Annotated in this window: 17 protein-coding genes, 1 tRNA gene and 1 pseudogene; 13 read left to right on the top strand and 6 right to left on the bottom strand. The window is 62.1% G+C overall.

Annotated features, from left to right (window positions below; translation table 11 throughout):
• Nucleotides 1-293, top strand: a pseudogene (locus VGE08_RS05260) (hypothetical protein); the annotation flags it as partial.
• A gap of 254 nt (nt 294-547) precedes the next feature.
• Here the strand turns inward: VGE08_RS05260 and VGE08_RS05255 are convergent.
• Nucleotides 548-2,446, bottom strand: a complete 1,899-nt coding sequence (locus tag VGE08_RS05255; RefSeq protein WP_331066808.1) for a transposase family protein — start codon at nt 2,444-2,446, stop codon at nt 548-550.
• A 298-nt stretch (nt 2,447-2,744) separates the two neighbouring features.
• Between VGE08_RS05255 and VGE08_RS05250 the strand changes: the two genes are divergently transcribed.
• A protein-coding gene (locus VGE08_RS05250; protein WP_331066807.1) for an IS3 family transposase occupies nt 2,745-3,853 on the top strand; the annotation gives its coding sequence in 2 pieces (ribosomal slippage) (nt 2,745-2,991 and nt 2,991-3,853; 1,110 coding nt in all).
• A gap of 159 nt (nt 3,854-4,012) precedes the next feature.
• Here VGE08_RS05250 and VGE08_RS05245 read toward each other — a convergent pair.
• Both VGE08_RS05245 and VGE08_RS05240 read right to left on the bottom strand, forming a co-directional pair.
• Complete coding sequence (locus VGE08_RS05245) at nt 4,013-5,200, bottom strand: tyrosine-type recombinase/integrase (RefSeq protein WP_331066806.1); 1,188 nt, start codon at nt 5,198-5,200, stop codon at nt 4,013-4,015.
• A 170-nt stretch (nt 5,201-5,370) separates the two neighbouring features.
• A tRNA-Leu gene (locus VGE08_RS05240) sits at nt 5,371-5,457 on the bottom strand.
• Nucleotides 5,458-5,507: 50 nt separating this feature from the next.
• Between VGE08_RS05240 and VGE08_RS05235 the strand changes: the two genes are divergently transcribed.
• Genes VGE08_RS05235 through VGE08_RS05225 form a run of 3 tightly spaced genes read left to right on the top strand, consistent with a single transcriptional unit; the run spans nt 5,508 to nt 7,844 of the window.
• On the top strand, nt 5,508-6,155 hold the full coding sequence (locus tag VGE08_RS05235) for an RNA polymerase sigma factor (protein WP_331066805.1): 648 nt from the start codon (nt 5,508-5,510) through the stop codon (nt 6,153-6,155).
• A complete protein-coding gene (locus VGE08_RS05230) occupies nt 6,128-6,760 on the top strand; it encodes a hypothetical protein (protein ID WP_331066804.1) in 633 nt (210 codons plus the stop codon). The genes VGE08_RS05235 and VGE08_RS05230 overlap by 28 nt, the downstream gene beginning before the upstream one ends.
• Nucleotides 6,761-6,779: 19 nt before the next feature.
• On the top strand, nt 6,780-7,844 hold the full coding sequence (locus tag VGE08_RS05225) for a PDZ domain-containing protein (protein WP_331066803.1): 1,065 nt from the start codon (nt 6,780-6,782) through the stop codon (nt 7,842-7,844).
• Between the two features lie 210 nt (nt 7,845-8,054).
• Here the strand turns inward: VGE08_RS05225 and VGE08_RS05220 are convergent, their stop codons facing one another.
• Nucleotides 8,055-10,163 (bottom strand): TonB-dependent siderophore receptor, encoded by a 2,109-nt coding sequence (locus VGE08_RS05220; RefSeq protein ID WP_331066802.1) that lies wholly within the window; start codon nt 10,161-10,163, stop codon nt 8,055-8,057.
• Nucleotides 10,164-10,473: 310 nt separating this feature from the next.
• Here VGE08_RS05220 and queA point away from each other — a divergent pair, with 310 nt between their 5' ends.
• From queA to VGE08_RS05205, 3 genes are read left to right on the top strand one after another with little or no spacing between them, the layout of a single operon-like run.
• Nucleotides 10,474-11,490, top strand: a complete 1,017-nt coding sequence (gene queA / locus VGE08_RS05215) for a tRNA preQ1(34) S-adenosylmethionine ribosyltransferase-isomerase QueA (RefSeq protein WP_331066801.1) — start codon at nt 10,474-10,476, stop codon at nt 11,488-11,490.
• Nucleotides 11,491-11,499: 9 nt separating this feature from the next.
• The gene (gene tgt, locus VGE08_RS05210; protein WP_331066800.1) at nt 11,500-12,618 is read left to right on the top strand and encodes a tRNA guanosine(34) transglycosylase Tgt; all 1,119 of its coding nucleotides are present in this window, start codon (nt 11,500-11,502) and stop codon (nt 12,616-12,618) included.
• Between the two features lie 16 nt (nt 12,619-12,634).
• On the top strand, nt 12,635-13,780 hold the full coding sequence (locus VGE08_RS05205; protein WP_331066799.1) for an AI-2E family transporter: 1,146 nt from the start codon (nt 12,635-12,637) through the stop codon (nt 13,778-13,780).
• A 21-nt stretch (nt 13,781-13,801) separates the two neighbouring features.
• Here the strand turns inward: VGE08_RS05205 and VGE08_RS05200 are convergent, their stop codons facing one another.
• Entirely contained in the window at nt 13,802-15,088 is a 1,287-nt protein-coding gene (locus tag VGE08_RS05200; protein WP_331066798.1) for a hemolysin family protein, read from the bottom strand.
• Nucleotides 15,089-15,372: 284 nt separating this feature from the next.
• Here VGE08_RS05200 and yajC point away from each other — a divergent pair, with 284 nt between their 5' ends.
• The 5 genes from yajC (at nt 15,373) to VGE08_RS05175 (ending at nt 20,418) form a co-directional block, all read left to right on the top strand.
• Nucleotides 15,373-15,705 carry a preprotein translocase subunit YajC gene (gene yajC, locus VGE08_RS05195; RefSeq protein ID WP_331066797.1) on the top strand — a complete coding sequence of 111 codons (333 nt, stop codon included), beginning with the start codon at nt 15,373-15,375 and terminating at the stop codon, nt 15,703-15,705.
• A 36-nt stretch (nt 15,706-15,741) separates the two neighbouring features.
• Complete coding sequence (secD, locus tag VGE08_RS05190; RefSeq protein ID WP_331066796.1) at nt 15,742-17,607, top strand: protein translocase subunit SecD; 1,866 nt, start codon at nt 15,742-15,744, stop codon at nt 17,605-17,607.
• A 24-nt stretch (nt 17,608-17,631) separates the two neighbouring features.
• Nucleotides 17,632-18,567 carry a protein translocase subunit SecF gene (gene secF, locus VGE08_RS05185; protein ID WP_331066795.1) on the top strand — a complete coding sequence of 312 codons (936 nt, stop codon included), beginning with the start codon at nt 17,632-17,634 and terminating at the stop codon, nt 18,565-18,567.
• 65 nt (nt 18,568-18,632) lie between these two features.
• Entirely contained in the window at nt 18,633-19,607 is a 975-nt protein-coding gene (locus VGE08_RS05180) for a TerC family protein (RefSeq protein ID WP_331066794.1), read from the top strand.
• 52 nt (nt 19,608-19,659) lie between these two features.
• Nucleotides 19,660-20,418, top strand: a complete 759-nt coding sequence (locus VGE08_RS05175; protein WP_331066793.1) for a TerC family protein — start codon at nt 19,660-19,662, stop codon at nt 20,416-20,418.
• Nucleotides 20,419-20,481: 63 nt separating this feature from the next.
• On the opposite strand, the gene VGE08_RS05170 is transcribed toward VGE08_RS05175, so the two are convergent.
• A complete protein-coding gene (locus VGE08_RS05170; RefSeq protein ID WP_331066792.1) occupies nt 20,482-20,793 on the bottom strand; it encodes a lipid-A-disaccharide synthase N-terminal domain-containing protein in 312 nt (103 codons plus the stop codon).
• Nucleotides 20,794-20,951 lie beyond the last annotated feature (158 nt).

The following is a 20,951-nucleotide window of genomic DNA, read 5'->3' as shown; positions in this document are numbered from 1 at the left end:
GTCGGTGTCTCAGTGCCGCCGATACGGCAGGGGCACGAGCAGTGATCACCCATGCCATTGATGACGACGCCGTAGCATTCTACGAGCGGCACGGCTTTCTTCGCTGCCCGCTGGGCGAACGAACGATGCTGATGCCAATCGCCCACAAGATTAAGGACGAGGCTGAAGCGGCCTATCAGAGAGGCACCCTACTAGTGAAACGCGCGATGTTGATGGATCAGTGGGCGATGTTCTGTAAGGACACCCACCCCACCCTAATCTCCTCGAGAAACTCGGCGGGACAGACAGCATAGCGGGGCACATTAAACGAAGACCTGATTGCGCAACTCGCGCAATCAGGCGGCGGACAACTTGGCCCCTATCAGGCACAGGTTCAATCCCTGTCACCCGGACCGGTTTTACCAACCCGTATGCCGTTTGAACCTGCAAAGAGCGCAGCATAGCAACCAAATCGCCTCCGTCTGAAGGTTGTCGTGTTGCCTCACGTAATTTTGTTACCGGATGCCTCACCAACGATGTTACCGCTTCCCCATTGAAGTGCTGGTAGTCACACTGAGCGCGGTGGGAGGATGGCGAGGCTGTCCGGCAGATCGCCAACTCCACAGATGAGCCGATCGACTGCTTCTTGCCGCCATGCCTTGACTCGCTTCTGCAACGTACGAAGTTGATGGAGGCCGTATCGCCCAGGGTATCTCGCTTGGAACTCGATCAGAAGTTCAAGGGCGGTCAGATCCGGATTGGCTTCAAGGCAGTCAACGATTTCTGCCCAGTGATCTTTGAACATGTCGGGACGACGACCACGCGGCTTGTCGCTATACCGTCGGTACGTCTTCGGGCCGATGGTGACACCCCGAGCAAGAGCGTCTTTGCGCCAGAGATTGACGCGCCGGAGGAGCGTTCTGTACTGCTTCGAACCGAAGCGGCCTGGGAACTGGACACACAACTCCTCGAAGAGTTGCTTGGCGTTGATGTTAGGAAGTCCCTCCAGCCGCCGACACACGATCGGCCAGGCCATGCGCAGAGCTTGAGCGCTCGCACGTCGCTCGGCATATACAAGCCGCGGCTTATCCAGCAGCTTCGTGGGCGCTGAGTTGGTCATAGGCGGAGTTGGGGGCGTGGTCGCCGCAGGAAGCGCTGCGACAGGAGATTGTGGCGAGATCCTTTGTAGACTTCGAAGATAACGTGGCTTCGCATCGATCGAGAATGTCGGGCGGATCTCTCCGGCGCGCCACGCGCTCGATAGGCTCGCCAGGAACGAGGCAAGATTTGGAGGCTCAGAGGTCATCGGTGGGGGCGATTCGCCGCTCGCCAACGCAGCTAAATAGGCCTGAACCGCGCGCATTTCCTCCAGAAGCTTTAGCGGATCAAGTTTCGCTGAGATCTCGCCCAGCTTCTGCTTGGCATCCATCGGGATACTATCCGTCTGCAGAAGCCGCTCACACGGCGTCTGCGGCGGATGGTAGCGCTTGGACACCTTCGCTCCCTCGCGGTGTTTGGCAGCCAATTTGAAGGATGGTTGGAAGAAGTTGACGAACAGTCTGGATGCCCCATAGAGACGAGTTATCGCCCTCGCGGCCGCTATGCCCTCAAAGCGCCTGTAGCCCATTAGCTTTCGTACAACAGCGCCATTTTTCTGCTCGATCCATGCTTGATCGTTCTTTCGATAGGGTCGCGACCGGGTGAGTTCGATTCCATGCCCCAAGCAGTACTCGATCAGCCTCTCGTTCACAAACTCGGTGCCGTTGTCGACATCCACTGCACGCAAGGCGAACGGCAATCCGGCGCGGAGTCGCTCGAGCGTCTCAACTACCATCGTGCTCTCCCGGACTAAGATCGGCGCGGCTTCGGTCCATCCGCTCGCGATATCCGTCAGAACGAGACTGTGGATATAACTGCCGCGGTTGACCGGCCCGCAGTGGGCCACCAAGTCCATTTCCATGCAGCCCGGAGACGGCTCGTTCCAGTCGGCAAACGTTCGCATCTTGATGCGCCGCCGCGGTTCAGGCTCCACTCTTCGCGCCTTTCCAATGCGCGTTGCGCTCCGTGGTGTTCGCAACAGGCGGTCCATCGTCGCTGCACTCATCGATTGGACTTTGGTGCGAATCTCCTGATTGAGCTTGAGATGGCCGTTTCGCTCCAAGGCTGGCAGCAGGATCGGCACCAAGGCCTTCAGGCGCTTGCCGCACACTCGATCCGATGCTTCCCACAGCACAATGAGGGCCGCTCGTGCCGCTTCGTCGTATATCGATGACCGTTGCCGTGTCTGACGGCCCCGAACAGCAGGAGAGCGATTCAGAACACGGAGCGCTGACTTCTCGTGGTATCCGGTTGCGGCGATAAATTCATCCAGGATCCTGCGCTTGGCTTCACCGGAGCTGGCCTTGTAACGGTGCCGGATCGCGTTTGTGAGCTCCGCTCTTATTGTATGCGTCATCTTTGGCTTCATGGAGTCTCCCTGTTGGCGAAGACACCATGTTGACATCCATACTCCCGAGTAACACTTCACGTGAGGCAACGACGCGGACCGGTAACATTTTCGTTGAGGCAATGCGACAGGTCGGGCAGCGCGCGTTCAATCGAGCATCGCAGGACGCTCCGGGATGTCGGTGCCGACCATTTGTCGACCGGCCGATTCGATTTGCTTGAGTTCGCGAGCATCGCGTCGAACTGGACCTGACCTGCTAGCCGAATTTCGGACCAGCGACAACTTTGTGGGATGATGGCTCCTCGGATCGAGGAGCAAGATGAAGAAGAGCCGATTTACAGAAGAACAGATGGTGAAGATCCTGCGCGAGGCGGACCAGTCGACGGTCGCGGAGGTCGCCAAGAAGCATGGGATCAGCGACGTCACGATCTACGCCTGGCGCAAGCGATTCGGGCAGCTGGAGCCGGTCGACGTAAAGCGTCTGCGGCAGCTCGAGCAGGAGAACGCTAAGCTCAAGAAGCTGCTCGCCGAGCGTGATCTCGAGATCGACGTCATGAAGGAGGTGGCAGCAAAAAAATGGTAAGCGCGCAGGTGCGTCGTCGGCAAGTGGCGTTCGTGTGCGAACGCGGTGTGTCGCAGCGACGGGCGTGCGCGCTGATGTCAGTGGCCAGATCCACTTTGCAATACGAGTCTCGACTGGCGCGGCGAGATGCGCCGGTGGTGGCAGCGATGCGCGAGCTGGCAGCGCAGTACCCGCGCTATGGTTATCGGCGCATCCAGGTGTTCCTGGCCCGCCGGGGTCACGCGATGAGCGCGGATCGCACGCATCGGATCTGGCGACAGTACGGCTTTCAAGTGCCTAAGAAGCGGCCTCGACGGCGCATCGCCGCCAGCCGGCCCAGGCCACTACCGGCGCTTGGCGCCAATCAGGTCTGGGCCTATGACTTCGTGTTCGATGCCTGCGCTAACGGCCAGCAGCTAAAGTGCCTGACGGTGATCGATGAGTACACCCGCGAGTGCTTAGCCATCGACGTTGCCGGCAACATCCGCTCTGGTCGCGTCATCGAGGTTCTCTCGAAGCTCGTGAGCACGCATGGCGCCCCACGCTACCTCAGATCTGATAATGGCCCGGAGTTCGTATCAAGAGCGGTCCTGCGCTGGCTGACGGAGACCAACATCGATACCGCACACATCGATCCCGGCAAGCCCTGGCAGAACGGATCGAACGAATCCTTTAACGGCAAGTTCCGAGACGAGTGCCTGAACATGCAGTGGTTCAAGAACCGGATCGATGCGAAGATACTGATCGAGCAGTTCCGGCGAGAGTACAACGAGGTCCGTCCCCATTCGAGCCTCGGTCAGCTCACACCGCTGCAGTTCAAACAGACCCAACCAACAACAACCGTGGAAGCCTCATCTCCGAAGTAACTGCTGGTCCGAAGAAAGCCGGAAGGTCATCATCGTCGGAGACCAGGGCGATCAGAATGTGTCGCCTCACCTCATCTAAGGTTATAGCCATGTGTTCTGTTTCGGTGTGGGTGGCCTTTCCAATTATATCTATTCAATAGGGTAACGGGCTGCGGGCGTTCATTTTTTTAGATCCGAACTAATCCGGAGCACGTCGAGATAGTCCGCCCACGCCTGCATCATCTTCCTCCTCTCCACCATTCGCGTGGCTCGATTGTATGCTGCGCGCACCTTATTGCGTTCGGAGTGGGCGAGTTGCAGTTCAATCAGGTCCGGATGCCATCCCTGCTCATTCAAGCAGGTCGATGCCATCGCCCGGAATCCATGGCCGGTCATCTCGTCGGTCCCGTATCCAAGCCGGCGCAGAGCAGCGTTGATGGTGTTCTCCGACATCGGGCGGGCACTGGTTCGCAAGGATGGAAAGACGTAACGGCTTCTACCGGTCAGCTGATGCATATCTCGCAGGATCCGCATTGCCTGTGTCGCTAGCGGCACGATGTGCGGATCGCCCATCTTCATCCGCTCGCCTGGAATGCGCCACTCGGTTGCGTCAAAGTTTATTTCCGACCATTCCGCGTGCCGAAGTTCACCGGGCCGTACAAATACCAGCGGCGCAAGCTTGAGTGCCGCATGCGTCACGGGCTGGCCGCAGTAGCCGTCAATAGCTCTCAGCAGCGCTCCGATTGCCACCGGATCGGTGACAGCGGCGTGATTCTTGGTCGTCGCTGGCGTGAGTGCGCCGCGCAGATCCGCCGTGATGTCTCGCTCGGCGCGACTCGTGGCGACGGCGTATCGAAAGATTTGCCCAACGTATTGTTTCGTTCGATGCGCCGTCTCGTGTTTGCCGCGAGCTTCAATCGGGCGCAACGCTGCCAGCACGTCCGCCGGTGTGACCTTATGGATCGGCCGTGACCCGATGTGAGGCAAGACGAACTCGCTAATCATCCACCGCGCCTTGCTCAGCGTCACCGGCGCAAGCTTCTTTGCTTGCAGCTCCAGCCATTCGTTAGCGACTAACTCGAAGGTGACGGCTCGCGCGTTCTTGTCCGCCTGCCGCCGCGCACTCGGATCAATCCCTTCCGCAATCATCCGCCGAGCATCATCCCGACAGATCCGTGCCCGCTTCAGCGAAACATCCGGATACACCCCAAGCGATATCCCGCGCTCCTTCCCCTCGTAGCGGTACTTGAGCCGCCACCACCGCCCACCACCGGGGGTAACAAGCAAATACAGCCCGCCACCGTCGAACAACTTCAACGGCTTCTCCACGGCTTTGGCCGCGCGAATCTCAAGCTCTGTAAGCGCCATCGTCCAGTTACCCCCAGGTGGGCGGCGAGTCCTAGAGTTACTCCCAGAGTTACCCCCGTGCGTGCTAGGCTGCCCATGGACAGCCGAAGAACGTGGTGGAACAAAACGCCTAGAAAACTAGGCCGTAGTGGGAGTGAGAGGACTTTACTGGACGCTCTCGGATGTAGGGATGGTGCCGGTGGAGGGAATCGAACCCACACGCTTTTAAGGGCGGCGGATTTTGAGTCCGCTGCGTCTACCAGTTCCGCCACACCGGCCCGGGGAGCGAAGGGCGGCGATTATAGCGGATTGTCGTTGGCCGGCCACAATGTCTTTTTGCGACCTTTTTGCCCGCCGGCGCATCAAAGCAGGCAATGTCGCACTTTCAGGTATCGAGGTCGCCGCGGAAGTGGTCCGGGCTGCCCAGGCGGGCGAGCCGCGGGCGCACGAGGCCATTTATCTGGCGTGCCGCCGGCCCATCTACACCCTGATCCGCCGCCTGGTGGTGCGCACGGCCATTGCCGATGAGCTGTTCCAGGAAACCTTCATCGAAGTCCTGCGCAGCATCAATGCGTACAGCGGAGACGGAGCCTTCGGCGGCTGGGTGCGGAGCATCGCGGTGAACAAGTGCCTGATGTACTTGCGATCGCCGTGGCATCGCAGCCTGCTGTACCTGGACAACGAAGAACAGTCGTCGGCGTCCATGGTGTTGCTGGACGAAGCCTCGCAGCCCGATGTGCAGGCGTCGGCGAGTGTCGACGTGGAGCGTGCTTTGGCCAGCTTGCCTGCGCTCACGCGCAGCGTGGTGTGGCTGCACGATGTCGAGGGTTACACACACGGGGAGATTGGACGCCTGCTCGGACGCACGGCGAGCTTCTCGAAATCTCAACTGGCGCGCGCACATGTCCGCTTGCGCGAACTGTTGGATCAACCGGCGGGATCAGCGTCATGCACGCACGTATCGAGCACTTGTTGAGTCTGCGCGACGGCGAGCCGGTCGCGGCGAACGTATCGGAACACGTGAAGGCGTGTTCGACCTGCAGCGATGAATTGCAGCGATTGTCGTCGGTTCGCGCGGAAATGCAGGGGCTGCGGCAGTTCGAGCCACCGGCGATGGCGTGGGATCGCATCCAGCAGGCCATTCCCGAGCGCCGTCCGCGACTGCGCTGGGAGAAGGTGGGGCTGGCCGCCGCGGTGACAGTGGCGATCACGTTGACGGCGGTCGCGTTCATCACGAGCAACTCCGATCGGAGCAGCGCCGGAGCACCCGCAGAAGTGGCGGAAGCAGAAGCCCCGACGCAGGACGCGAACCCCCATCTCGAAGAGTTGGTCGCGCAGTCACAGCGGTTGGAAGGGCTGTTACGGAAGTTGCCCGAGCGTCCGCGGGTCGAGCGAGTTTCCACGGCCGCGACCATCGACACCATCGAGCAACGCATTCAGTGGCTGGATTTCCAGCTCTCCACCGCGCCCGACCAGGACTTGAGCGAGGAGCAGTCGCGCCGGCTATGGCGCGAGCGCGTGGATTTGATGGATTCGCTGGTGAAGGTTCGCTACGCCGAAGCCGGCGGGGCCTGGTTTTGACAATGGGAGTGCAAGCCCTATGAATCTGGGATCGACAATGACGGTGCGTGTCGCGCTGCTGGCCGTTGCCGCAGCATTCGCAATGACGGCGACCGCGGCTGAAGTGGAAAAGAAGTCCGAAGAATCACAGGCCAAGATCGAGAAGAAGCTCGAAGACGCGCGACGCAGGCTGGATGTTGCAGCTCGCGAGGTCGCGGAACTGAGCATGTCCATGTCGGAGCATGTGATGCCGTCGGTGCATCACTTCACTCGCGTCATGCCACAGCGAGCCATGCTTGGAATCAACCTGGGGCCACGCGGTGAAGAGTTGTCCGAGGGAGTGCCGATCGTCAGTGTCAGTCCGGGCGGAGCGGCCGAGAGTGCCGGCCTGAAGGCGGGGGATGTGCTGCTCGCCATCGGCGACAAGCGACTGAAGCGCGATGGAGAGCTGTCTCCGCGCGATGTGCTGTTGAAGCAAATGGGCGAGGTCAAACCGGGTGAGAAGGTGAAGGTGCGCTATCGGCGCGACAACAAGGTCGCGACCGCAACCGTCACCGCCCAAGAGCCCGTTCGCCTGTTCGCTACGCATCCCTTTGGAGCGGGCGCGCGTGCGGGCGGCCCGGCGATGCCGTTGCCGCCGATGGCGGCATTGCGCGTCGCCGGCGTATTTGGCTCGACGGAGCTGGTGCCGCTGACGCCCAAGCTCGGGCATTACTTCGGTACGGAGAAGGGTTTGCTGGTGGTGCGCGCGCCGTCGGATAGCCGGCTGAAGCTAGAAGATGGCGATGTCATTCTCGATATCGACGGGCGCACGCCGTCGAGCCCGACCCACGCGCTCCGCATCCTCGGTTCGTATCAGGCGGGCGAGCAGCTGAAGCTCAACGTGCTGCGCCAGAAAAAGAAGATGTCGTTTGAGATCACGATCCCGGACGAGCCGGCCGCGGCGCGCACCAACTCATTCATATTCCATGATGAGCTCGATGAGCCGCAGTTCGATGACAGCGGCAACGTCATGTTTCGTGCCGTACCGGCCATGCCGGTGCCGCCGCCCCCGCCGGGCGCATCGGATCATGTGCTCGGTATCGTGCAGGAGGAGCCGGCCTAAGAGCAATGGCACTTAGTTAGCGCCCTGCAGTGGTTGGCGGTTAGCGGTTAGGGCAGAACGGCGGCCAGGATTTAGCTCATTTCTGGCCAACCGCTATCCACTATCCGCGAACCGCTGCGACAAAGACGGTTAACTAAGCACCATTGGGCCTAAGAGGGCCCGTGCAGGGCAGGCGAGGGCCTCGACTGCCTGCACGAAGACCTCCTCGTCCTAAAACCGGTAGCGCGCCGCCACGTCGAAGCTGCGCTCCGGCCCTACGTAGATGCCTTGACGCAAGCTGGCGATGTAACGTTCGTCGGTCAGGTTCTTGATCGTGCCGCCGAAGCTCAAATTGCGGCTCACGTCGTAGACCAGGCTCAGATCCAGCACCGTGTAGCTGTCGATGCGCCCGGTAAAAAAGCCGGTCAGGCTCTCGGCGATCTCGCGAGTGTTGGTCACATCCGTGTACTGTGCGCCGGTGTGGTGCAGGCTCAGCGCGCTGCGCAGGCCGCCGATCTCGTGCTCGAGCGTGAGGTTGGCCACCCATTCCGGGGTGTAGGGAATGCGATTGCCGTCCGGTGTGCTCAGCGTGCCGTCACGCGTGAAACGGTCGCCGTCGAATTCCGCATCGGCGATGTACGTGGCGTTGGCGTTCAAGCTGAAACCCGCGCCCAACGCCAGGCCGAGTCCGGCTTCGATGCCCTGATGCAGCGTCTTGCCGCCGTTGGTCACTTGGAACTGGCTGTTGCTGTTGGCGGGGATGATCTGATTGTCGAATTGCATACGGAACAAGGCCAGCTCGTACTTCAGGCGCTTACCGCCGCCGCGCACGCCCGTCTCGATGTTGACCGAGCGCTCGGCATCGAGCTGCTGATCGTCCAGTCCATTCAGCGCATCGCCGTTGAGCGCGGGCGAGAACGCCTTGTAGACGCTCGCGTACATCTGCAGCTCGGGCGTGAATTGGTAGGTGACGCCGAGGCCGGGCAGCAGCTCGGTATTCGAACTGTCCGCCTGGTTGCCTTGAGCAACCGAGCGGCGCCGATCCTTGCGTTGCTGCTCGTAGCGTTCGGCACGCAGGCCGGCGGTGACACTGAAACGCTCCGTCAGCAGGAAGCGGTTCTGCGCGTAGAACGCCAGGCTTTCCGCCGAATCGATGACATCCTTGTTGATCGTTCCGGTGCGCGGCGTCGCGCGCGTCGCTGCGACTGTCCTGTCCTGCATCTCTTCGTCCATATAGCGCAGGCCAAGCTCGGCTTCGTTCGCGATCCCGAATATTGCGTGCTCGAATTGCAGGCGGCTTTCCACGCCGAAGCGCTCGAACTCGCGATTGTTGCCGTTCAAGTTGTCGGTGTAGACCCAGCGCCCGGCGGCGGCGGACGCGGCGTTGTCGGTCGCATAGCGCCAGTAGTTGCGATGCATCTCGCTGCCGTAGACGAGCGTATTCAAACGCGCGCTGTCGCCGATCAGCCACTCGTGATTCAAATCGAGCGAGCGTCGGCCCGTGAGGAACCAGTCATCCGGCGCCGGGTTGTAGTCCCGGCCGCTCTGATAGTCCCGCAGGAAGAGGCCGCGATAGGAGATGTTGGCGTCGTTGTCGTAGTCGGTGTACTTGATGCTCAGACGCTGGTTGCTGCCGATGTCGAGGCCCATCTTGAGCACGACGTCGGTCATGTCGTAGCCCTTGTCCATGAAGCCGTCGCTGCGCGCGCGAGTGACGAGGGCGCCGAAGCGGGCCTCATCGGAGGCGGTGCTGGCACCCAGTTCCAATGAGGCTTCGCGTGTGTTGAAAGATCCAGTGCGCACGGCCAGCTCGACACCGTCCCGAGGCTGCTTGGTGATGTAGTTGATCACGCCACCAATGGTGCTCGGACCGTAACGCAGCGAGGCGGCGCCTTTCAGAATCTCGATGCCTTCCATGCGCTGAACGCGCGGGTTGTAGTAGCGACCGTTGCCTACGAACAGGCCCGGCGCGACGGGTACGCCGTCCTCGAGGATGAGTGTCTTGTAATCCGCCGAGCTCAAGCCGCGAACGCCGATGTTGGCGACGATGGCGGTTTCTTCCTCGGGCTTGATGGTCACGCCCGGTACGGTCCGCAAAGCTTCCTCGGTTGAGCGCGGCTGCTTCAGCGTTAGCTCTTCCGTCGTCACGATGGTCACAGCACCCGGTTGACGAGCGATGTCGCTCTCGGCGTGCCCGACTACCACGATGGTGGGCAGTCTCGATACATCTATCTCCTCAGCGAAGGCGGGCAGGTTGGCCACGAAGCTGCCGCCAGCCAGGATCAACACCTGGGTGCGCAGGCAATGAGAGCGACGGCGAGGCAATGTGTTGGTAACCATCGAGGTGTTCTCAAAAAGACTGTTTATTGACAGCCGCTCTCGTCCGGTCGCGGCTTGGCCAGGACGCTACTGTAAATGAGAGGGATTCGTATTTGCAATATGTGGGTCGAGGCGACGTAATGCAGCGCCCGCGGCCCGCGCGAATAGAAAATGCAGACAGAGGCCGAGCTCTAGCGGCCTTGGCACGTCGCTACGCGGTGATCGTGATCACGTACCTGATTGAACAGGCGGCAGAGGTCCGCACCTGCGTCATGTCGAAGTGGTGTTCGCAGAGGCAGCCCCGCTCACCTTCTGCTACCGTGCGCGCCGCATGCGGCGCAGCGACTTTGCCTATGACCTTCCGGTCGACCTGATTGCTCAGCATCCTCCGGCCCAGCGGGCCGGGGGACGGCTGTTGCACGTGTTGCCGAACGGCTCGCCTAAGGATCTGAATTTCACGGATTTTCCCGGACTGGTTCGGCCCGGTGACCTGCTGGTTTTCAATGACACGCGGGTGATTCCGGCACGCGTGCACGGCGTGAAGCCCACAGGCGGGCAGGTGGAAATCCTGCTCGAGCGCGTGCTGGGCGGGAATCGCATCCTTGCGCACGTCCATGCCAGCAAGCCGTTGCGGACCGAGGCGCCGGTCGCGCTGCCCGGCAATGTGGAAGCGCGCTTCATCCAGCGGCACGAGGATCTGTTCGAGTTGCAGTTAACTGTCGAACCGCTCGCGTACTTTCAACAGTACGGCGCCATGCCGTTACCTCCTTATATAGAGCGTAATGCCGAAGCGGACGATGCCACGCGCTATCAGACGATCTACGCCCGCGAACCCGGAGCCGTCGCGGCGCCGACGGCGGGCCTGCACTTCGATGACGACGTTCTTGCTCGCTGCAAGGGCAAAGGCGTCGAATCGACGTTTGTGACTTTGCATGTCGGGGCCGGCACGTTTCAGAACGTTCGCGTCGATGACCTGCAGCAGCATCGCATGCACGCGGAGCGCCTCAGCGTCAGCGCTGAAGCGTGCGATGCCATCGCTGCAACCAGAGCGCGGGGCGGGCGAGTGGTGGCCGTGGGAACGACGGTCGTTCGAACGTTGGAATCGGCGGCGCAATCGGGCGAGTTGCAGCCTTACGAGGGCGAGACGCGACTGTTCATCACGCCCGGCTATCGATTCCGGGCGATCGATGCGTTGCTCACCAACTTTCACTTGCCCGAGTCGACCTTGTTGATGCTGGTCTGCGCTTTCGGCGGCTTCGACACCGTGATGCATGCCTACCGGCATGCGGTCGAGCGGCGTTACAGATTTTTCAGTTACGGTGACGCGATGTTTCTGGAGCGCCGCTAGCTCATGGGCATGCAGTTCGAATTGCTGGCGACGGATGGCGGCGCGCGCCGCGGCCGTTTGACGTTCCCTCGCGGCGTGGTGGAAACGCCCATCTTCATGCCCGTCGGCACCTACGGCACCGTCAAGGCGATGACGCCGGAAGAGCTTGTCGGCATGGGCGCGCAGGTCGTGCTCGGCAATACCTTTCATCTGATGTTGCGGCCGGGCATGCCCGTGATTCGCGCTCATGCCGGGCTGCACCGGTTCATGCATTGGGAGAAGCCCATCCTCACCGACTCGGGCGGCTTCCAGGTGTTCAGTCTCGCGACCATGCGCAAGATCACCGAGGAGGGCGTGAACTTTCGCTCGCCCATCAATGGCGACGCGGTGCTGTTGACCCCGGAGAAATCCATGCAGGTCCAGCGCGACCTGGATTCGGACGTAGTGATGATCTTCGACGAGTGCACGCCGTATCCGGCCACGGAAGCCGAAGCGAGGCGCTCGATGGAGCTGTCATTGCGCTGGGCATTGCGCAGCCGGGCGGAGTTCGACCGTCTGCAGAATCCCAACGCCCTGTTCGGCATCGTTCAAGGCGGCATGTATACAGCGTTGCGCGAGGAATCGGCGGCGGGGTTGCAGCAGATCGGCTTCGACGGTTATGCCATCGGCGGTCTCGCGGTCGGCGAGCCGAAGCAGGAGCGGGAGCGCATGCTCGAGGCCATCACCCCGCGGCTGCCCAAGGATCGGCCGCGCTACCTGATGGGAGTCGGCACACCCGAGGACCTGGTGGAAGCGGTGAGCCGGGGCGTGGACATGTTCGATTGCGTCATGCCCACGCGCAACGCTCGCAATGGCCACTTGTTCACCAGCACGGGCGTGGTCCGCATTCGCAATGCTCGATACGAAACCGACACCGGACCGCTGGACGAGGCCTGCCCCTGTTACACCTGCACGAATTACAGCCGCGCCTACTTGCGGCACCTGGATCGCTGCGGCGAAATTCTGGCTGCGCGGCTCGGCAGCATTCATAATCTGCACTTCTATCTGTCCCTGATGCAGTCCATGCGCGCTGCCATCGAGGAGCATCGCTTCGAGTCTTTCGCCGCGGATTTCCTGGCGCGTCGGTCGAAGAGCGACGCGGGCGAATAAGCAGCCATCGCGCACGATGAAACCCAGTCAACAATCGTCCATGCTCGCCGATCTGCCTACCGCGCCCTGGTTTCGACGCCTGCTGGTCTCCGGCCTGATCCTGGGCATTCTGCTGCTGACCTTCTCGGTGCTGCAGCCGTTCATCGTGCCGCTGGTGTGGGGGGCGATCCTGACGTACGTCGCCTGGCCGCTGCACCTGCGGATCATGAAGCTGGTGGGCAATCGCGGGCCGGTGGCGGCGCTCATTACCACGCTGATCGTCACGGTGATCATCGTGGTGCCGCTGGTCTGGCTGATCCTGATGCTGCGAGTCGAAGCCGTGGCTGCATACGCCGAGATCCAGAATTTCCTGGCGAGCAAGCCGGTGCTGCCACAGGCCGTTCGCGACCTGCCCTATGTCGGCGCCCAGGCGCAGGACATATTGAATCATCTCGCTGCCGACCCGAAAGCGCTGCGTGAGCAGTTCATGGTGATGATGGAGCAATCGTCAGTCGAAGTGACGCGGCTCATCGGCGGCGCCGGACGCAACATCGCCAAGCTCTTTTTTGCGGTATTTTCCATGTACTTCCTGTTGCGCGACGGACCGCGGCTGATGCGCGAAGCACGCGCAGTGCTCGAAGGAATATTGGGCCCTCGAGTGCACGACTACATCGACGCGGCGGGCTACACGACCCAGGCGGTGGTGTATGCGCTGATGCTCGGCGCACTGGCGCAGGGCGCGGTCGCCGGCATCGGCTATTGGATTTTCGGTGTGGAAGCGCCGGTGTTGATGGGCGCCGTCACCGTGATCATCGCGCTGGTGCCGTTCGGCGCGCCGATGGTGTGGGGCAGCCTGGCCACTTGGGCGATCGTTCGCGGCGAACTGGTCGATGGCGTTGGCCTGATCCTGTGGGGACTGGTTCTGGTCAGCTGGGTCGACAACATCGTGCGCCCGCTGGTGATCTCGAACGCGACGCGCATGCACTTCCTGTTGGTGGTGTTCGGCGTGCTCGGTGGCGTGCTGGCATTCGGCCTGGTGGGCCTGTTCATCGGCCCGGTGCTGCTGGCGGTGTCGCTGGCCATCTGGCGCGAGTGGCTGGAGGAGCATTCAACGCATGACGACATGACGATCGTCTCCTCCGATGGCGCAACGCCCATGAAGAAGAGAACGGGAACGCCCTGACAGGCGGACTGCTCGAACCGATCAGCTGACCGCCTGCTTGCGCAGCAGGATCTTGTCGATGCGCACGCCGTCCATGTCGATGATCTCGATCTTCAGATCGCGCCAGGTCAGTGTGTCGCCGGCCTTGGGAATGCGGCCGAGGCGCGCCAGCACGAAACCGGCGACCGTGTGATAGTCGCGGCCGCCCATGTCGCGGCGGTTCAATCGCTGCTGCAACTCTTCGATGGGCATGTGCCCATCCACCAGATACGACCCGTCTTCGCGCTGCACCCATTCGGCGCGCTCGCGGCTGCCCAGGTCGGGCAGCTCGCCGGCGATTGCCTTGAGAATGTCGATGGGCGTGGTGATTCCTTCGATTTCACCATATTCATCGGTGACCACGGCCAGGTGCGTGCTGGAGCGCTGGAACTGATCCAGCATCTGCAGCACCGAAATCGAATCGGGAATATGCAGCGGCGGCTCCAGGTCCTTGTCCGGGTCGAGCTCGCCCCGATGCAGCGCTTCGCTCAGATCGGCGAGCGTGATCATGCCGAGCAGGTTGTCGAAGTTGCCTCGCGAGACCAGGAAGCGGGCATGACCGCTTTCCTTGGCGCGTTGCCAGAGCACATCGAGTGGCTCTTCCAGATTCAGCCAGATCACGTCCTGGCGCGGAACCATGATGGAACCGACCTTGCGATCGGCCAGCGCCAGCACGCCTTCGAGCAATCGCCGCTCCGATGCCAGGAACACGCCGGCGCGCGTGCCTTCGGCGACCAGGGCGCGCACATCGTCTTCAGTGACCGCCGCCTGGGGCGCGGACGATACGGGCAGCAGCTTGAGCAGCGCATTCACCGTCACGCGCAACAACCACACGAACGGCACCATGATGGTGGCGAACAAACGCATCACCGGCGCGACGAAGGTCGCCAGCGTTTCGGCGTGCAACAGGGCGACGCGCTTGGGCATGAGCTCGCCAAGGATCAGCGATACGAACGTCACGATCAGCACCACGACGGTGTATGCCGCTTCCTCCGCGAACGAAGCATGCACGCCGATGTCTATCAGCAGGCTCGCCAGCGGATCGGCGAACACGTTGGTGCTGTAGATGCCCGTGACCAGCGAGATCAGGGTGATGCCGATCTGGATCGCCGAGAGCAGGGTGGTGGGATCCTCCATCAGCGCCAGCGCGGATCTGGCCCCGGCCCGGCCCTGTTCCGCGGCGGCCTGCAGGCGAACCCGCTTGGCGGCGACCAGCGCCATTTCCGACAGCGCGAAGAATCCGTTCAGCAGTATCAGCAGCAGCAGGATCAGGACATCGCGGGAAAGCATGTAGTGATACGGGACCTCGCAACCCCAAAGCCGGGGCAGCACAGTGTACGGCAGCGGCCGGCCGCTGCACGGCGCATTGCGGCCAATCGACGCCGGGAAGGGTCTTCGGCCCCCGCCTGGATAGTGGCCGGAAGGGTGGTGTGTATAATGCGCCGCTCTTTGCCGGCCCCGGCTTTCCGGGGGGCGCCCCGGGCGCCGGCGGCAATCATGATGACGTTCTTTGGGTCACATTCTTTGTCGGGGATTCGTCCCTCTTTTTTCGCAGTTTTCGGGGGCATTGCAAGATGGACTGGTTGATTTCCACCGCTGCCGCGCAGGCGACCGGCGCCCCGGCCCAGCCCAGCGCGCTCATGCAATTCTTGCCGCTGGTGCTGATCTTCGTGGTGTTCTATTTCCTGCTGATCCGGCCGCAGACCAAGCGCGCCAAGGAACATCGGGCCATGGTCGCCGCCCTGGAAGTGGGCGCCGAGGTGGTCACCAACGGCGGCATTCTGGGCAAGGTCACCGAGGTGAGCGAGCAGTTCCTCACGGTCGAGGTCGCGCAGGGCGTGAATATCAAACTGCAGCGCCACGCCGTGGCCCAGGTGCTCCCCAAGGGCACCTTGAAAAGCGTCTGAACCTCACGCTAAACCTCCAGCGCTCCGCTTCATCGCATGTACCAGATTCCCGCCTGGCGCTATTGGCTCGTGGCCGTGACATTGGTGCTCGGCATCCTGCTGGCACTGCCGAATCTTTTCGGCGAGGACCCCGCCATCCAGCTGGCGCGTGACGACCGGGCAGCCATCGACACGGCCGAGCTCGAACGAGTGCGCGGCATGCTCGAGGCGGCTCAAGTCACGCCCAGCAGCTCGTACCTCGAAGCAGGGCGGCTGATGCTGCGCTTCGCTCGCACCGACGACCAGATCAAGGCTCGTGACGTGATCCAGGACGCCGCGCCGGGCGATTATGTCGTTGCACTGACCGACGTGCCGCGCACGCCTGAGCTGCTGCGCAAGGTCGGTCTCAAACCGATGAGCCTGGGTCTCGATCTGCGTGGCGGCGTGCACTTCATGTATCAGGTGGACGTGGAGGGTGCCATCAAGCTCGCCTACGAACGCCTGGCGCAGGATGTGAGAACGCAGCTGCGCGATGCCCGCATTCACTATAGTCAGGTCACCGAGGATGGCTCTCGCGTCGTGGTCACGCTGCGTCCCGACGCTGACGTGGCCGCTGCGCGCAAGAAGATTCAGGCAAACGATCCTGGCATCGTTATCACCGAGAGTCAGACGGGCGGCGCCGAGCCGGCGACGGTGCTCACGGTCACCTACACTCCCGAGCGTTTGAAGCAGCGGCAGGACTTCGCGATCGAGCAGAACATCACCACGCTGCGCAATCGCGTCAACGAGCTCGGCGTGTCGGAACCCATCGTCGCGCGGCAGGGCTCCGATCGCATCATCGTGCAACTACCCGGTGTCAGCGATCCGAACCAGGCGGTCCGCGTGCTTGGTGCGACGGCCACGGTCGAATTCCGTCTGGTCGACGAGAACAACAACCCCTATGAAGCGGAGAGCACCCGGCGCATTCCGATCGGCTCCAAGCTGTATCGCGACAACGCCGGCCGCCCGATACTGCTGAAACGCGATCTCATCGCCACCGGCGAACAGCTGACCGACGCCACCAGCGGCTTCTCCGAAGGCGCGCCCGAGGTCAATGTGACGCTGGACGCGCGTGGCGGGCAGGAAATGCTGGAAGCGACCCGCGACAACGTCGGCCGCCGCATGGCCGTGGTCTACATCGAAACCAAGAATCTTGCCGAAGGCGAGACCTGCAAGGGCACGCGTTCCGGCGACACTTGTGTCGAAGAGCGCGTCATCAGCGCCGCGACCATCCAGAGCGTGCTGTCATCCCGCTTCCGTATCACTGGCCTGGCGGCGGCTGAAGCGCACGAGCTGGCGTTGCTGTTGCGTTCCGGCGCACTGGCGGCCCCGCAGACCATCGTCGAGCAGCGTTCGATCGGTCCGAGCCTCGGCCAGGACAACATCGATCGCGGTCTCAAGGCGCTGGCGCTTGGCGCGGTGCTGACCTTCATCTTCCTCGCCGCCTATTACCGCGCGTTCGGCATGGTGGCCAACTTCGTGCTGATCATGAACGTGGTGCTGCTGGTGGCGCTGATGTCGCTGTTGCAGGCATCGCTGTCGTTGCCCGGTATTGCCGGCGTGGTGCTCACGATCGGTATGGCGGCGGATGCCAACGTGCTCATCTACGAGCGCATACGTGAAGAGTTACGTATCGGCAATTCGCCGCACGCTGCGATCAGCGCAGGCTTCGACAAAGCGTTCTCGGCCATCGCCGACTCGAACATCACCACGCTGATCGCGGGTATCGTGTTGTTCGCGTTCGGCACCGGTCCGATCAAGGGCTTCGCGGTGACTCTGGTGCTGGGCATCCTCACTTCGCTGTTCACGGCCGTGATCTGCAGCCGCGTCGTGATCGACCTGATCTGGGGACGGCGCCGCCGCCTCGCCACGCTGCCCGTATAACCCAAGCGCTATCGAGCAAGTCAGATGGAATTTTTCCGGCGCACTCCGAACATCGATTTCATGGGCACGCGGCGGATCACTTATGTGATCTCCGCGATTCTGATGCTCGGTTCGCTCGCCTTGCTGGCCGTGCGTGGCTTGAACCTCGGTATCGACTTTACCGGCGGTGTGGTCGTCGAGGTCATCTATCCCCAGGCCGCGGATATCGATGGTGCCCGCGCCGCGCTGGAGCAGGCGGGATTTGACGATGCGCAGGTCCAGTCATTCGGCAGTTCCCGCGATCTGGCCGTGCGAGTGATGCCGGACGCAGGCGAAGACGTGAATGAAGTCAGCGCGCGGGTCGCTGCGGCGCTGGGACAAGCGGAGCCCGGCGTCGAGGTGCGGCGTACCGAAGTGGTAGGCCCGCAAGTCGGCAAGGATCTGACCGAGCAGGGCGGCCTCGCCCTGCTGTTCTGCTTCATCGGTATCCTGATCTACGTCGGCTTTCGCTTCGAGAAGAAAATGGCGGCCGCCACGGTCCTGGCCGCCATCCACGATCCGCTGTTCATTCTCGGCTTCTTCTCCGCCACGCAGATGACCTTCGACCTGACGGTGCTGGCGTCGATCCTGGCGGTGATCGGTTACTCCATCAACGACACCGTGGTGGTGTTCGACCGCGTCCGCGAGGTGTTCCTCGAGAAGCGCAAGGCGACGCCGTTCGAGGTCCTGAACCTGTCCATCAACCAGACGCTGTCGCGTACCTTGATGACCAGCTTCTCGGTGCTGTTCGTGGTGCTGTCGCTGTACCTCTTCGCCGGCGAGAGCCTGGCCGGCTTTTCCATCGCCATCATCCTGGGCGTGCTGATCGGCACGTATTCGTCGATCTTCGTGGCCGGCTCGCTGGCGCTGGACATGGGGCTGAAGGCGCAGGACCTGATGAGCATCAAGAAGGAAGACCCGGAACTGGACGCCCTGCCGTAACCGTTATCCTGGTCGTCATCTGGGGCGTTACCAGCAGCAGCACCCACTAGGCACCGGCATCCGCGATGGTCTGGATCATCTTCTTCGCCTTGTATCTCGGCGTGCTGGCGCTGGACCTGGTGGTCCTGCACCGCGAGTCGAAGGCGATGAGCGTGCGCCAGGCGCTCGGCTGGACCGTCGTCTGGATCATCGTGGCGCTGTCGTTCTCCGCGCTGGTGTACGGCGTCTACGAGCATCACTGGTTCAACTGGCGCGTCACGCCCGATGCCCCCAGCGGCAACGAGGCCATGATCCAGTACATCACCGGCTATCTGCTCGAGTGGTCGCTGTCGGTCGACAACATCTTCGTCATTGCCGTGATCTTCACCTTCATGAAGATCCCGCCGCAGTACCAGTATCGGGTGCTGTTCTGGGGCATCGTCGGCGCCATCCTGTTACGCGGCGCGATGATCGCGGCGGGCGCGGTGCTGATCCATTCGTTCGATTGGATGTTCTACGTGTTCGGCGCCATACTGCTGCTGTCGGCGGCACGCATGCTCAAGAGCGAGGACGAGCAGTTCGATCCCGGCAAGAGCGTGCTGGTGCGCCTGGCTCGCCGCGTCTATCCGGTCACCGACAAGCTCGACGGCGAACGTTTCTTCACCACGGTCGACGGCGCCCGAGCCGCCACGCCGCTGTTCGTCACGTTGCTGCTGGTCGACTTCGCCGACGTGGTGTTCGCGGTCGACTCCATTCCCGCCATCTTCGCGGTGACCCAGGAGCCGTTCATCGTGTTCACCTCGAACGCCTTCGCCATCCTCGGCCTGCGCTCGCTGTATTTCGCCATCGCCGGACTGATGGTCATGTTCAAGTACATCAAGTTCAGCCTGATCTTCATCCTCGGCTTCGTGGGCGTGAAGATGATGCTGCACCATCATCTGGAAATTCCGCACGCCATCTCCCTGGGCGTGATCGTGGCGTTCCTGGCCATCGGCATCATCGCCTCGCTGTGGTCATCGCGGCGAGAAGCCGGTGCCGGCGTCGACTTGCGTAACGACTGAGCGCAGCGACAACAGGACGATTGAACGGGGATCTTTGCATGAGGACTCGCTAGTGGAATTTCTCACCGATCCCCAAGTCTGGTTGGCGTTCCTGACGCTGACGGCCCTGGAGATCGTCCTCGGCATCGACAACATCATTTTCATTTCCATCCTGGTCGGGCGCCTGCCGCCCGCTCAGCGCGCCCGGGGACGCACCTTCGGCCTGGCACTGGCGATGCTCACGCGCATCCTGCTGCTGCTGTCGATCACGTGGGTGATGGGGCTGTCGGACGAGCTGTTCTCGGTCATGGGGCGCGGCGTGTCGGGGCGCGATCTGATCCTGTTCGGCGGCGGCCTGTTCCTGCTGGCCAAGAGCACGCTGGAGATTCATTCGAGCCTGGAAGGCGAGAGCGAGCACCGCGAGGCCGGCAACGGCGGGGCCTCGTTCATGTCGGTGATCCTGCAGATCGCCGTGATCGACATCGTGTTCTCGCTGGACTCGGTCATCACCGCCGTGGGTATGGCCGATCATGTCGAAGTGATGATTGCCGCAGTGATCGTGGCGGTGCTGCTGATGATGTTCATGGCTGGCCCGATCAGCGACTTCGTGGACCGCCACCCGACCATCAAGATGCTGGCGCTGTCGTTCCTGATCCTGATCGGCGTGGCGCTGATCGGCGAGGGCCTGGGCTTCCACATCCCGAAGGGCTACATCTACTTCGCGATGGCGTTCTCGGTGGCGGTGGAAATGCTGAACATGCGGTTGCGCAAGCGCATGGACCGGCCCGCGGAGCAGCCGGTCAAGCTGCGCAAGAAGGTGGAGGAAGAGTAGTACTCGAACATCTTGAGTAGTAGCAGCTCGGGTCGCGCGCTGCCGACGATTCGAGTGATCTGCTCAAGCGCCGGCGGCGCTGCGCTGCCTGTTCTTGGTGTCCAGATACAAGTTGTAGAGCGCGACGAACAGCGGGAAGAGATTGGACATGACTCCGACCGAGTCGTTCTTGCCGAAGATGAAGTAGCTGAGCAGCAGCACGCTGCCGGTCGCGCTCATGTACCAGAACAGGGTCGGCATGACCGGCTTGCCGGAGGCCTTGGATGCGGCCAGCTGCACGAACCAGCGGCCGGCGAACAGGAATACACCGGTGTAACCGATCAGTTTCCACGGCGTGACCGTGACGCCGAACATCACGAACAGCACATCATTCATGGCCAGCCAGACTCCGAGGACGACACAGGTGCGGGACTTTACAGAGATTGGCCCCATTGTGGTGCCGGCATTGCACTCGATGGGCCACGACAGAGCGTGCTCGTGAGTGAACGTTCATGCCATTGTCGGGTGACGTTCACGGCAGGATGTGCCTATGA

Source organism: Steroidobacter sp. (assembly GCF_036406195.1).
Lineage (GTDB): Bacteria > Pseudomonadota > Gammaproteobacteria > Steroidobacterales > Steroidobacteraceae > Steroidobacter.
The sequence above is the reverse complement of the archived record's forward strand: the minus strand, read 5'-3'. Positions and strand labels throughout refer to the sequence as shown.